Origin of the sequence: Iodobacter violaceini, assembly GCF_011601265.1 — a bacterium.
Lineage (GTDB): Bacteria > Pseudomonadota > Gammaproteobacteria > Burkholderiales > Chitinibacteraceae > Iodobacter > Iodobacter violaceini.
In genome coordinates this window covers 1-13,169 of the sequence record NZ_JAAOLX010000020.1, presented here as the reverse complement: position 1 = coordinate 13,169, position 13,169 = coordinate 1, and the positions used below count along the sequence as shown (strand labels likewise).

Here is a 13,169-nt window from a genome sequence, read left to right as displayed (position 1 = left end):
AAGACCTGACTCCTATAAGACGCACGCGCCCATTACGTCGGCACCAACTAAGTTAATAGTTAATACTGAGCTGCAAGGGACAGACTGGCCGTTTTGAGAACACTGATAAACATAGACTTCATTGCAATTATCATAACCAGGATTTGGATTCCTATATTTAGAGCAATGCGGCAAAGTAGCACTAGGGTTAAGCGTATATGCCTTATCAAATGTAAGATCGCCAGACCGTCCACAAACACTAGCCCAATTTGAAATTTTAAAATCAACGGCTTGCGAAGAAGTTGATTTTAGTGAGTATTCAATAACACCCATAGATGAATAGTATTTCGTATTACAACGATATGCCCAACCATTTTGGGTTTGATCACATGCTTCTGGATGAACGTATTGCGCTGAAACTGTTGCGCTATAAAGAATTAGTATGCTAATTGACGAATGTAAAAATAGACTAAGAAATAACTCTTTCATATTTATCTCCTTAGCGATTAATGATCATTAAATAAGAGAATCCAAAATACTATTTCCGTTTCGCTTCCAAATATAGGTCAATTTCGGTAATTGTCAAACCAGCTGTCGCCTCGGTAGTTAAATTTTACGCCGTCTTTCAGTTCTTTTTTTCTTACGGGCTCACTTTCTATGCAGGGGGCTGATTTGAGTAGCTTTATTTTTGTCATTTCCCAATTGTGGGTAAATTGGGGTCAGGTCTTGGTTGCGGTTTGGCAAGGCTGATGGTTTGCTGTGAAATAATCCCAAGGCTTCTTGAAGGAGCGATCACGCATACTTTATCGCCCCGTTTTAATTTTTCGCTTTGCATGTTTACTCCGGAACAGATTGATTTAAGTGGTGTGGTCATTCAAAATGAATGGTTTTGTATTTATTTTTTTCTTTTCTTGTAAGGATTTTTTCGATTGGCGGGGTGGCGGTATTTCAAGCTCATACCGTTCATTTTTCCATTGGGGCTGGCGATTTGGCTCTTCTTATTAAATAAATTATCTCTTTTTGTAAGTAGCAGAAAATTGAATCCTGATAACGATCGCTTTGTCACCAAAAAAGAAATTGCCAAACTTCGCCATTTTTTTACACTTCGGTTTGCTTATCTTCAAGTAGCAATGGAGAGTGATATGGGGGCTTTGCCAGAATATTGGAGGCAGTACGGTCCTGATTGCGTTGCAATGCCCGTATCTGAAAATGCTGAAGTGCAAAAGCTTATGACACAGCATAAGGATGCAATTCTTGCGTTACCCTATGAGGTAACTACAACAGGGCTTGCTGCAGTGCATGCATTTTTTGATACGGTGCTGAATCATATTGATAAAACACTTGCAGATGCAATCAGAAATGATGAGTACTTTAGTGTGATATCTGATGTGATTGATGAGCACGAGAGCCTGGTCAGTTATTTTGCTTATGCCACGTTAGTTTTTGAGACAATACCCGCAGGTTTTTATAGCCGCAGCGAGAGTGAAAGCATGCCTTACTGGATGCAGGAAGCCATTCTCTTGATTTTTCTGGCCCCGCTTAGCACGAGTAATGTGGTTTGCCTGCGCATGCGTGCTTTGGAGGAGCGGCTTACAAGTGATGCGCTGGGCCCTTTGTTGACGAGGGCAGAGTCAGATCCTTTACGGCTTGCTTTAGAAACGTTTATTCGTGGGCTGACAGATTTCTCTCTCGCGGCTGATGAGCTGCATCACTTGGTGGTAAAGCTGCTTCTTGCCCGTAAGCAGGGGCCTGAATTTATTTACCATGGCCGAAAATTTTGCACATGGGTAAGGGGTTCAATTTCTTTTTAAAAGCGCTGTATCAATTGTGTTTTTTCTAAGATAATTTTCTTACTCATCTATGCTTGGCGCGGGCTATGGCACTTTGTGCTCGGTATAAGACACGTTCCTGTCTCGCTTTAGTTTTTTTATGGCTGATTGTGCGTATGGTTTGAATACTGAACGGGTGAGTATTTTGGCCTTGGTTATAATCATGTTGTTAGCAACATGGGCAATAATGAGCGTATCCTATTTTTACCAAGAATTTATTTTTTGATAATCGTGCTTCAATTTTGAATTTTTATTCAAGCTTGCTCCATTGTTTTCTGGCTTGCACTATCACCATTCTTATTCTAAATTAAATGCAATCTCTTTTGATTTGAATGAATTTATAAATTAATTGCGGAGAATTAAATGGCTGCTCCATGCTTCTGTTTTGTTAGTGATTTTTTGTAATTAATTTAAAGGATCTAAACAATGAATCTGTTTAGTAAATTAAATTTAACAACCAGGTTTGTTGTGCTTTTAATTTGTTCTTTTTTGGCAATGCCACAGGAAGCATATGCTGATGATGGCTTTAAAAGTCTTACTATCTATACAGAAAATGATCCGCCCTATGTCATTGTTGATGCTAAAGGAGTGATTGGGGGGCTGGCCACCAAAAAGCTTAATAACTTTCTTAAGGAAATAAAGCTGACAGAAGAAAGTATTGAAGTCCGACCCTGGGTTCGTTCATATGTTGAGGCATTAACAAAACCTAATGTTATGATTTATCCTATTGCAAAAACCCCAGAGCGCTTAGAAAAGCTTGAATATATTTATAAAATATATGATGCTGTTGTATTTTTTTATAGGCTTTCAAGCAGAAAGGATATTATAATAAGTAATATTAATGAAGCAAAAAAATACTCGGTATGCGCTGTACGCGCTGATTATCGCGCGGAGTATTTAAAACGCAGCGGATTTCCCTTGATTGATGAATCGAATGATTCAACAATGAATTTTAAGAAATTTATAGCAGGGCGTTGTGACTTGGCAATTCTGACTGAAATTGGTCTTAATGCAAAATTGGAGCAGTTAAAGTTGGATTCCTCGCTTGTAACTGCTGTTTATTCTTTAAATGAAATTGACAGCAATCTGTATATTGCTATCAATAAGGGGACGGACAAGAAAGTGATTGATGCACTAAAAAATGCGGCAAAAAAATTAGATTAGATATATATGATTTTTAAATTTATTTATTTTATTGAATGTGTCATTTTTTGCCGTTTTCTCTCTTACTAACCATTTTAAATTTACCCATTAACCCGCATGGCGGCTAAAAAAGTGGCTCATATGCCTGGCAGGCCTTTGATATTCTGAATATCAAGCTGCCCGCAGCCATTAAATATTGCAAACTGCTGTAGCTTTTGCATCAATGCTTCTGCAAACAGGGTGGGGCTGTTTATTTGGGATTCTAAGTGCATGCTGATGACTTGCAGTCTTTGTTCCTGCCGGTGTGCTTTACAGTCGATGCGGCCCACAAAGTGATCGCCAAAGAGGATGGGCAGGCAGAAATAGCCATATTTGCGTTTGGCAGCGGGCACATAGCATTCCAGCTTATAGTCGTAGCCAAACAGCTGGTTCAGGCGTTTGCGGTGGATGATGGCGTTATCAAATGGCGATAGCAGGTGCACGCAGGGGGCGGCCGATAAGGCTTGGGTGAGTGCACTCGTTTCTGCGTAGGCTTTTGGCATGGCCGCGCTGCTGATGGCCTCGATCTGATGGCTGGCGATTTGGGCCTCCAGCAGCTCGCGCATGGTTTTTTTTAAGGCTGGATCGGTGTGCAGATGGGTGAGTTGCCCGAATGTCACCACGCTGTGCGCGCGTAAATAGTTTTGCAGCAGATAGCCTGCATAATCGGCGAGATCTGGCTGGCGTGTATCAATATTGGCAGGCAGCATGCGCTCCCGCAGCTCGTAGACTTTTTCCATGCCGATGCGCTGGCAGATCATCAGATCGCCCTGCAGAAACAGCTTTTCTATGGCTCGTTTCCCCGGCCCCCAGTCCCACCAGCTGCCGCTTTTTCCTTTGTTGTTCTCCAGATTTCGTACCCGCAATGGCCCTTCATCCCGCACCCTTAGTAAGATTTCATTCATCAGGCTGGCGGGAATGTCGTGATAATTAGCCCAGGTACTGTTTCTGACCGCGGCCATGCGATGCTGCGCAAAACGATAATCTCGCATGGGCAGGTAGGATGCGGCATGAAACCAGTATTCGAAAATCTGGCGGTTTTCGAGCAGTTGATTTAAAAAAACAGGCTGATAATCGGGCACGCGTGACCAAAGAATATGATGATGTGCACGTTCGATGATTGAGATAGTGTCTATTTGCACATAGCCAAGATGCTCAATTGCCGCAAGCGTAGCAGCGGGGCCTCTGCCGAAAATGGCTTCGGATTGCAGGCCTTGCCGTGTTAAAGCATGCCGCCGTAATTGAATAATAAGCGATGAATCCATAGCCTCTCAATATAATCAGAACGAACGTTCTATTTATGATACTGTGAATCAAAGATCAGGCAAAGTATTTGCTTATTAGTATAAAAATTATGTGCAGCGGGGAGGGCTGGGTTTGATATGAAGCAGGGCCTGGCATCGCTTGTGGATTTTTGGCAGAGTGATGCTTCGCGCAATACTCATATTTAAGCGCCACCCGCCAGACCACTTCCTTTTACCTTGCCCCAATCCAATTCAAATTTGGCCAGAAATTTTCTTAAGCGGTCTGCATCATTGCTTTTTGCTTTTTCTAGGCGCGATATATTAAATAGTTTTCTGCCTGCATCAGACAGCGAATCAGATGCTTTGCAGATCTGGATGACTTTTTCCAGCTGCATGCGATCGAACAAATCAAGCTCACCGGCTTTGCTCCCCATTAATTCGTCTAATTCATTGGGGGTATTGTTGTGCCAAGCTTGCTGCAGGCGGGTGATTTCTTCGTTTACGTTTTCCTGGGTGATGCGCCCGTTTTCTGCCAGCGTGGCCATGCGGGTGACAGAGGCGGATAGCTCGCGAAAATTACCAGACCATTTAGCCTCTGGCCTGCTGGCAAATTTTAAATAGCTTTGTCTGGCTTCGGCATTAAAGCGCACTTGCTCGCCTTGCTCTTTGGCGTAGCGCAGCAGTTCAAATTCCAGATTAGGCTCCAGGTCTTCACTGCGATCGGCAAGGCCGGGCAATTCGTACAGCCATAAATTGATTCTGGCGTATAGGTCTTCCCGAAAGCGCCCCGTGGCCACCCATTGTTTCAGATCGCGCACGGTGCCTGCGATCAGCTGAAAATCGCTGCTGACTTCTTTATCGCTGCCAAAGGGGAAAAAGCGTTTTTCTTCGATGGCTTTGAGCAGCATGGCTTGCTCATCCAGCCCCAGCTCGCCAATTTCATCTAAAAAAAGTAAACCGCCATCGGCGCTGCGCAGCAGGCCAGCTCTCTCGGTTTGTGCGCCGGTAAATGCGCCTTTTACATGGCCAAACAGGGCAGACATGGCGCTGTCGCCGCGCAGTGTGGCGCAGTTTATCTCTACAAAACGCCCGCTGATTTGGTGCCTGGACGTTTTCATTTCATAAATACGGCGGGCTAAAAATGATTTGCCTGCGCCCGTGGGGCCGCTCAGCAAGATGGGCGCTTTGGATCGAATTGCTACTCTTTCGATTTGCTCAATCATGCGGTTAAAGTGCGGATTGCGTGTGGCGATGCCTGATTTCAAAAAAGAAACGCTTTCGTCTTTCAACTGGGCAAAGCGGCTGGCAATTTTGTTATAGCGGGATAAATCCAGATCAATCAGGGTGTAACGGCCAGCCGGGCCTTGCTCTTTGCGATCGGGCGAGGTCTGGATCAGTTTGGCGGGCAAATAGCGCGATTCAGCCAGCAAAAACCAGCAAATTTGCGCCACATGCGTGCCGGTAGTGATATGGATCAGATAGTCTTCGGCCTCGGTATCAAAGCGGTAGCCGTGGGCAAAATCATGCAGCGCGGCGTAAACCTCTTCAAAATCCCATGGATTACTTAAATTGATTTCAATGCCGACGACTTCGGTTTCGGGGGAAACCTGCCTGATATCTTGTTTTAGCCTTTCAAACAGGCCGCGGCTGCGCAGATCGTGCAGCAGCTCTATCCGGTGGATAAGCAGCTCTTCCTGCTGGCACAGGCCAATGGTAGGGCGCCACTTTTCCCAGCGCTGGCTGCCCCGGCCCACATAATCCAGCACGGTGCCTACAAAGCCAAACACCACGGTCTTTTGCATCTGCCTTATCCAAAAATATAAATGACTAGATTAATTTATCATGTTTTATCTGTTTTCGGCGAAGAATGGTGCGGGTGGTTTGCGTTTAAATATTTTTATTGCACTTATAAATCAATGGCTTGTTGATTAATTGATGCATTGTTTTTATGGGTGGCACGGCGCTTGCACTGTACTGTAGTGCTGGCCATGCTGAAAATGAAGCGGGTTTCACCCGTACTGAAGATCAGGGCAAGGCCCGCTTTACTTAAACCGCTGTGTTTATGCACAACGCAGCCAACAAATGAGAATAAAAAAATGAGCAATTACAGCCAGATTAATGTGGAAAACGCTTCGCCAATCAAGCTTTGGACTAAGGGTGTGCCGCTGGAAGATGAGGCACGTGAGCAGCTGATAAACACTGCCAGAATGCCTTTTATTTTTGAGCATCTGGCCGTGATGCCCGATGTGCATCTGGGTAAGGGATCAACCATCGGCAGCGTGATTCCAACCCGCGGGGCGATTATTCCTGCTGCGGTGGGGGTGGATATTGGTTGCGGAATGATGGCCGCCAGAACCACGCTGATGGCAGGAGATTTGCCCGATAACCTGGCCGGGTTGCGCAGCGCAATTGAGGCCGCCGTGCCGCATGGCCGTACCTCAACCAGAAGCGGCCGGGATAAAGGATCATGGGATACGCCACCTGCCACCGTGGATGCCATGTGGGGTGAGCTGGCAGATGGGTTTAAGCAGATTACCGATAAATATCCCCGCTTAATGAAGACCAATAATCGCAAGCATTTGGGAACACTGGGTACAGGTAACCACTTTATTGAGGTGTGCCTTGATGAGGAAAACCGTATGTGGTTTATGTTGCATTCCGGGTCACGTGGGGTAGGAAATGCGATTGGTACGCATTTTATCGAGCTGGCTCAGGCCGATATGCGCCAGCATATTGCCAACTTGCCGCACCGCGATCTGGCTTATTTTGAGGAAGGCAGCCAGCACTTTGATGATTATGTGGAGGCCGTGGGCTGGGCGCAGGATTTTGCCCGCCGTAACCGCGCGGTGATGATGCAAAACGTGATTGCAGCCGCGCGAAAAGTGATCAGCAAGCCCTTTCTGGCCGATGTAGAGGCGGTAAATTGCCACCATAATTATGTGCAAAAAGAAACGCACTTTGGTGCTGAGGTGCTGGTAACGCGTAAAGGGGCGGTTTCGGCGCAAAAAGGCCAGCTGGGGATTATTCCGGGATCGATGGGGGCCAAAAGCTTTATTGTCCGAGGCCTCGGTAATGAAGAGGCTTTTTGCTCCTGCAGCCATGGTGCCGGGCGAATTATGAGCAGAACCATGGCCAAAAAACTCTTTACGGTGGAAGACCAGATCAACGCTACAGCGCATGTGGAATGCCGAAAAGATGCAGAGGTGATTGATGAAATTCCCATGGCTTACAAAGATATCGACGCAGTGATGGCCGCGCAGTCTGATCTGGTAGAAATTGTGCATACCCTGCGCCAGGTGGTTTGTGTGAAGGGGTAACAGGAAAACAAAATGAAAATACTGAGCGCCCACCCAATAGAAGCCCGTGTTCGGGAGCGCATCATGGATGAATTGAGCGCGATCGAAGCAAGGCATCAGGTAAAGATATTATTTGCTTGTGAATCGGGCAGCCGGGGCTGGGGATTTGCCTCGCCCGATAGCGATTACGATGTGCGTTTTATCTATGTGCACTCATTAGACTGGTACCTCAATATTGAAAAACAGCGCGATGTGATTGAAGTGCCCATCAGCGATGAGCTGGATGTCTGCGGCTGGGAGCTGCGCAAAGCGCTGGGTTTACTGGGGAAATCGAATCCCACCCTGTTTGAATGGCTGGATTCGCCGGTGATTTATCGGCAGGAAGATTGGCTTTGCGATGAATTACAGGCTCTAAAGGCCGGGTATTTTTCTGCTAAAAAAGCACGCTGGCATTATTTATCGATGGCCAAAAAGAATTTCAGAGGGTATTTGCAAGGAGATACGGTCAGAATGAAAAAGTATCTCTACGTGCTGCGCCCCTTGCTGGCCATGCTGTGGATAGACTGCAGGGCAGATATGCCACCCATGCGGTTTGCTGATCTGGCCCAGGCCATGCTTGCAGACCAGAGCGCACTGGCAGATGAAATCAACCAGCTGCTGGCGATAAAAATGAGTGCTGGCGAGGCTGAGTACGGCGCTCGTTTCCCGCGCATCCACGCCTTTATTGAGCAAACCCTGGCGCAGGAAGTGGCGGAAACAAGCGCCCCAAGGCCGCTGGCTCAGCTGACAAGCTTAGATCGCTTGCTTTATAAAGCGGTGCTTGCAGATGCTGCTTAAAACAAGAAGGAGAATAAATTGATTGAGTTGGATGGGGCTGTTGGGGAAGGAGGCGGGCAAATTTTGCGGAGCGCGCTTACGCTTTCCATGATGACTGGCCAGCGCTTTAAGATAAAAAATATTCGCGCCGGGCGGCGAAAGCCGGGCTTGTTGCGCCAGCATTTAACGGCGGTGGAGGCCGCGGCGGCTATTTGTGGCGCAAGTGTTGAAGGCGCGGCGGTGGGCTCGCAAAGCCTGCGCTTTATTCCCGGCCCGGTGCAGGGCGGGAATTATCGTTTTGCTAGAGGCACGGCGGGCAGCTGTACTTTGGTATTGCAAACTATTTTGCCCGCACTTTGGTTTGCAAAGCAGGCCAGTACGGTTTCGGTAAGCGGTGGCACGCATAATAAGGCGGCCCCGCCTGCCGATTTTCTGATCCGCGCCTGGCAGCCGCTGCTGGCAAAAATGGGTGTGCAGCAGGATATTGCTTTAAAACGCTATGGTTTTTACCCGGCAGGTGGAGGTGAAATTACGGCCAGTGTAAAACCAGTTTCTGCGCTGATCCCACTGCACTTAAGCAGCAGAGGCGCATTGCTGCAGATTAAGGCTGAGGCACTCGTTGCCGGAGTACCCGGTAAAGTGGCTCAGCGGGAGCTTGATCAGATCAGCCAGCGGATTGAAGGTGTGGCAGGAGATATTCGTGTTTTAAGTAACGATCAGGGCCCCGGTAATGCAGTTTTGATTGAAGTGGTGCATGAGCATCTTAGCGAGATTTTTACAGGCTTTGGCGAGAAAGGCACCAGTGCAGAAGCCGTAGCTAATCAGGCCGCCAGCCTGGCAAAAATCTATTTAGAAAGCCAGGGCGCAGTGGGGGAATACCTTGCTGATCAATTACTGCTGAGTATGGCGCTTGCGGGGGAATGCAGCTTTACCTGCACCAAAGCATCCTCCCATTTGCTGACTAATATTGGCGTAATCGAGCGTTTTTTACCTGTAAAAATAAAGCACGAGCCAAGCGGGCAGGCCGTGAGTGTCAGTATCTCATCGGTTTGATATTGTGTTTGCTGGATGCGTGAAGCCACGCCGTTTTTTGCGGCTTTGCATGTGAAAGGCTGGCAGGTTTGCCGTGCGGTGAATATTTCGCTTAAGTTAATTGCTTTGGATTTTAGCCTCCCCAATACCCGCCTGCTTTCTTCTCTAATAAGCGGATTAACTCTGGCTGCATATATTGGTAATCGTCCGGGATATTCAGGCAGATGATTTTCTTATTTTTAATGGCGGCGGTGAAGCGCTGGTTTAAGCGCCGCTGGTGGCTTTTCTCCATTACAAAAATATGAGTGGCCCAGCCGATTTGCTCTGATGAAAGCAGCACATCGGCATCGGGCGCAAGGCCTGCAGAATCTGTTTCAACCCCTTGCAATGTTGAAAAGATTTGCTCTGCGGTGGGGCTGCGCAGGCGGTTTCGGCTACAAATAAACAGTGCGCGAATCATGATTTTCTCTGTTGTGTGGCCCTCCATGGCGGAGGGCCATTGATTAAGCGATTACCAGCTCAAATCGCTCGCCTTTAAAAATGCGTTTGGGGCTGCCGCGTTCAATCTGGTAGTGCATCAAACGCCGCTCGCTGCGCTGGCTGGCGCTGGCTTCCCCGGCAAGGCTTGCGAGCCTGTGGGCGATCAGCATTTCTGCCAGTCGCTTATTGGCGTGCTGGCTGCGCTCGGTTTGCACCTTTACGCTGATGCCTGTTGCCAGATGGGTTGCCCGCACTGCGGATTCGGTTTTGTTTACATGCTGGCCGCCCGGGCCGGATGAGCGCATGGTTTCAAAACGAATCTCCCCTGATAAATCGCGCTGGGTTTCTGTACAGCGCAAAACGCCAATAAACCAGTTTTTGCGTAATTGGCGCGGGCGGTAAGGGCTGGGGCAGATCCATTGCACTGTGCCCTCCCACAGCCGGGCCAGCGCTTCAGCGCCTGTTCCATCCAGGCTGATTAAAACAGAGCGATAAACTCCGGTTTTATCGCCAGCTTCCTGCTCTAAAATATCCAGCTTGAGCTGCCGTTGTCTGGCTTCAAATATCAGGCGGTTCAGTGCTTTGCTAACGGCCAGCTGGCATTCCAGCGGGCCTTGTGCGGCAGAGAGTTGTAATAAAATCATTCGCAGCACTCCCCGCGGGTTTTGTATGTGAGCACGGGCCTCAGCCTTGCAATCACCCGGATCAGCCCTGCGCCTTCCAGAGTTGAAATAATGTTTTCGGCGGGTTTATAGGCTTCGGGGGCTTCTTCATAAATCAGTTGCCGGTCGGCACAAATCACATGGCTGCCCAGCTTGGTGCGGCTAAGCTGGGCCACGGTATAGCGCGGGCTTAAGCGGCCTTTGCATTCGCTGCGCATCCATTTACGGCCCGCACCGTGGGCCAGTGAGTTCAGACTCAGATCGCTGGCCAGCGGTAAAACCAGATAGCTGAAATCGCCGCGTGAGCCCGGAATCACCACCGGGCCAACATCGGCAGGCGTTGCGCCCTTGCGGTGCACCCAGCCTTGCAGGCCATGCATTTGTGCGGGCAGAACCAGATTATGGTTGATATCCAGCACGGCCTGGCCATTTGCGTTTAACCGCAACAATATCCGCCGGGCAATCAGCCTGCGGTTTAGCGTGGCAAATTGCACGGCTTGCTGATGCGCCAGCAGATAAGCCGCGCAATCTGCCGTATTCACAGCTAAACCTTTGTGGCCATGCTGATCAATATGCTGGCGCAAAATAAACTGCCCCAGGCCGCGCGAGCCGCTATGTACCAGCAGCTGAAGCTGCTGCTTACTGATGGCCAGCGCATCCAGTGCGGCAGCATCGTAAACCTCATCAATTGATTGCAGCTCTGCAAAATGATTACCACCGCCTATGGTACCCAGTGCCTGTTGAAAGCCGGTTTGTGTGGCGATTGAGCCGGCAATTTCATCCTGCCATTCCTCGCCTAAAGGGCCATCAAGATTGCCGAGTTTTTTCTCCAGCTTGCTGAGATTGGCTTTATGCAGCGCAATATCGGTTTGCCACAACGCCATGCCGCAGCCAATATCGCCGCCAATTAAAGCCGGATAAATAACATCAGCAGAGAAAAAAGCCGCGCCCACCGGATAGCCCCGGCCGGGATGTAAATCAGGCATGCCGGAAACATATTGCATGCCGGGAAGTTTGGCGGTGTTTTGTAATTGCCGGATCGCATCGCCTTCGATCCATGTATCTGCAGACGCGATTAAATTAACGCGCGCAGACAAATTTTGAACGTAATTGCCCATGATAAATCCATATCAGATTTAAAAAATGATGTGGCAGGCCGAAGCCTGGTCAATGGGACTTACTGGAGGGAAGTCTTGATAAACTAGGCGCGGACTGCGGAGAATGTAGTGGTGTTTTGCATAATGTGTTCTCCTTCAAACAGTGCGGTTGATAAAACGAATGGCCCGCATCCTACACCGGGTATGGCGCATTGCACAAATAAATTAAGGCGGGTGTGGCGGAAAGTGCAAACGCAGCAGGGCTGTCTGCCAGGCTGATTTGTTTTGGTTTGAACAGGGTCTGATCGATGGGGCGCCCAATTGGGGGCAGGTACAGGGCCTGATCCCAATTGGGCTAAAGCTTGATCTGTTGGCTGAAACAGAGCGGCACAGGCCGTGTGGTCACAAAGAACGCTTTCAGACCATATTATTATCTGCGCCAGGCAATTGATGTGGCTCGATACCCGCCTGTACCCAGGCCAGTTTTATTCTGCCAAAGAAACTGTTTTCAAACACGGTTTCTTTTACTTCTTCAAGCAGAGGGTTTTCAGGATCACAAGCCTCGCAAGCCATCAGCCAAAGTACGCTGTTGTGGTAGTGATAATGCCCTTTCTTTTTGCTGCCAAAGATTGCGGCAAGTGCCGCCATTGCTTCTGGCACGCCCTGAGTGGCTTCTTCCTGCAATCTGGGCAGTATTTGAGCAATGATTTCAGGCGTATGTAATGTGGAGCACAAGCGGTGCAGCGTATAGCTTGCATTATCGCTGCCTAATTGCTCTACCTGAATGATGGCATCGAGTGTTTTTTTCTCCATTGCGTGGCGCTCATCCTTAGTCCGGCACGCGTTTAATCGTTGGCGGAAGATCACAAAAAGATTGCTTTGAGCTTCCAGCTGGCAACTATCCGTTAGCTTTTGATAGAGCTCAATGGCCCGCTCGGTGTCTTGTTTAACACCGAGTCCTTCATCGTATAAATAAGCCAATTGAAAGCTTGCACTATCGTTGTTGAGCTCTTGTCCTTTGTGAGCAAGTAATGCTGCGGGCAGGTAATCTTTGGCCTCGGTGAATGCGGAAATAATTTCATCCCATATCCGGTTTTGCGGATCGGCCTGCTGTGCATCTTGAAACCACTGCCCGGCTATTGCCGGATTACGCTCAAACCCATGCAGGCCCTGATCACAAAACAAGGCGTACAGGATTCGGGCTGCAATTGTTTCTCGTGATAAAGCACTTTGTTTTACGGCTTCTACAAAGCTGGGGGTGAATTCCGGATGTTTAAAGATGATGTTGAGCAGGGCAACGATATGATCGTCATCGGCTATTTCCGCATGCTCCAGCGCAATTTTGGCGTATGGAAGTGCTTCAGTAATCTTGTCTCTGTTGCTTAAGCTGACCACAATCCACATTGCTGCTTCTTGGCGATGAAATGTTAGCGCCGATTGAAATTTGACCCACCCTGCCGATCCAATTTTGACCCAGGCCGGGGCGTTGCTTTTTCATCGAGCAACTGTGGATAAGTCTAGCAAATAGCGAACGGCCCGCCCGCTATTTTTC

13 protein-coding genes are annotated in these 13,169 nt (G+C 48.3%); 5 read left to right on the top strand and 8 right to left on the bottom strand.

Annotated features, from left to right (window positions below):
- Positions 1 to 12 precede the first annotated feature (12 nt).
- Positions 13 to 468 (bottom strand): hypothetical protein, encoded by a 456-nt coding sequence (locus HA050_RS21280; protein WP_166830467.1) that lies wholly within the window; start codon positions 466 to 468, stop codon positions 13 to 15.
- Positions 469 to 908: 440 nt separating this feature from the next.
- Between HA050_RS21280 and HA050_RS21275 the strand changes: the two genes are divergently transcribed.
- Together HA050_RS21275 and HA050_RS21270 are read left to right on the top strand one after the other, a co-directional pair.
- Positions 909 to 1,790: a hypothetical protein gene (locus tag HA050_RS21275; protein WP_166830466.1), complete on the top strand. Its 882-nt coding sequence runs from the start codon at positions 909 to 911 to the stop codon at positions 1,788 to 1,790.
- Between the two features lie 444 nt (positions 1,791 to 2,234).
- Positions 2,235 to 2,972, top strand: coding sequence for a substrate-binding periplasmic protein (locus HA050_RS21270; RefSeq protein ID WP_166830464.1), 738 nt, complete (start codon positions 2,235 to 2,237; stop codon positions 2,970 to 2,972).
- Between the two features lie 116 nt (positions 2,973 to 3,088).
- Here HA050_RS21270 and HA050_RS21265 read toward each other — a convergent pair whose 3' ends face one another.
- From HA050_RS21265 to HA050_RS21255, 3 genes are all read right to left on the bottom strand, one after another.
- On the bottom strand, positions 3,089 to 4,255 hold the full coding sequence (locus tag HA050_RS21265; protein WP_166830463.1) for a winged helix-turn-helix domain-containing protein: 1,167 nt from the start codon (positions 4,253 to 4,255) through the stop codon (positions 3,089 to 3,091).
- 182 nt (positions 4,256 to 4,437) lie between these two features.
- A complete protein-coding gene (gene rtcR / locus HA050_RS21260; protein ID WP_166830462.1) occupies positions 4,438 to 6,036 on the bottom strand; it encodes an RNA repair transcriptional activator RtcR in 1,599 nt (532 codons plus the stop codon).
- A 104-nt stretch (positions 6,037 to 6,140) separates the two neighbouring features.
- The gene (locus HA050_RS21255; protein ID WP_166830461.1) at positions 6,141 to 6,302 is read right to left on the bottom strand and encodes a hypothetical protein; all 162 of its coding nucleotides are present in this window, start codon (positions 6,300 to 6,302) and stop codon (positions 6,141 to 6,143) included.
- Between the two features lie 28 nt (positions 6,303 to 6,330).
- Here HA050_RS21255 and HA050_RS21250 point away from each other — a divergent pair, with 28 nt between their 5' ends.
- Genes HA050_RS21250 through rtcA form a run of 3 tightly spaced genes read left to right on the top strand, consistent with a single transcriptional unit; the run spans position 6,331 to position 9,399 of the window.
- Complete coding sequence (locus HA050_RS21250) at positions 6,331 to 7,551, top strand: RtcB family protein (protein WP_166830459.1); 1,221 nt, start codon at positions 6,331 to 6,333, stop codon at positions 7,549 to 7,551.
- Between the two features lie 12 nt (positions 7,552 to 7,563).
- On the top strand, positions 7,564 to 8,367 hold the full coding sequence (locus HA050_RS21245; protein WP_166830458.1) for a nucleotidyltransferase domain-containing protein: 804 nt from the start codon (positions 7,564 to 7,566) through the stop codon (positions 8,365 to 8,367).
- Between the two features lie 18 nt (positions 8,368 to 8,385).
- Positions 8,386 to 9,399, top strand: a complete 1,014-nt coding sequence (gene rtcA, locus HA050_RS21240; RefSeq protein ID WP_166830457.1) for an RNA 3'-terminal phosphate cyclase — start codon at positions 8,386 to 8,388, stop codon at positions 9,397 to 9,399.
- Positions 9,400 to 9,511: 112 nt separating this feature from the next.
- On the opposite strand, the gene HA050_RS21235 is transcribed toward rtcA, so the two are convergent.
- The 4 genes from HA050_RS21235 to HA050_RS21220 all read right to left on the bottom strand — a co-directional run bounded on the left by HA050_RS21235 (position 9,512) and on the right by HA050_RS21220 (position 13,021).
- The gene (locus HA050_RS21235) at positions 9,512 to 9,838 is read right to left on the bottom strand and encodes a low molecular weight protein tyrosine phosphatase family protein (protein ID WP_166830455.1); all 327 of its coding nucleotides are present in this window, start codon (positions 9,836 to 9,838) and stop codon (positions 9,512 to 9,514) included.
- A 43-nt stretch (positions 9,839 to 9,881) separates the two neighbouring features.
- Entirely contained in the window at positions 9,882 to 10,502 is a 621-nt protein-coding gene (gene prfH, locus HA050_RS21230) for a peptide chain release factor H (RefSeq protein WP_166830454.1), read from the bottom strand.
- Complete coding sequence (locus HA050_RS21225; RefSeq protein WP_166830453.1) at positions 10,499 to 11,638, bottom strand: RNA ligase RtcB family protein; 1,140 nt, start codon at positions 11,636 to 11,638, stop codon at positions 10,499 to 10,501. Before HA050_RS21225 ends, prfH begins: the two co-directional genes overlap by 4 nt.
- A gap of 396 nt (positions 11,639 to 12,034) precedes the next feature.
- Positions 12,035 to 13,021: an SEL1-like repeat protein gene (locus HA050_RS21220; protein ID WP_166830451.1), complete on the bottom strand. Its 987-nt coding sequence runs from the start codon at positions 13,019 to 13,021 to the stop codon at positions 12,035 to 12,037.
- Positions 13,022 to 13,169: the final 148 nt, after the last annotated feature.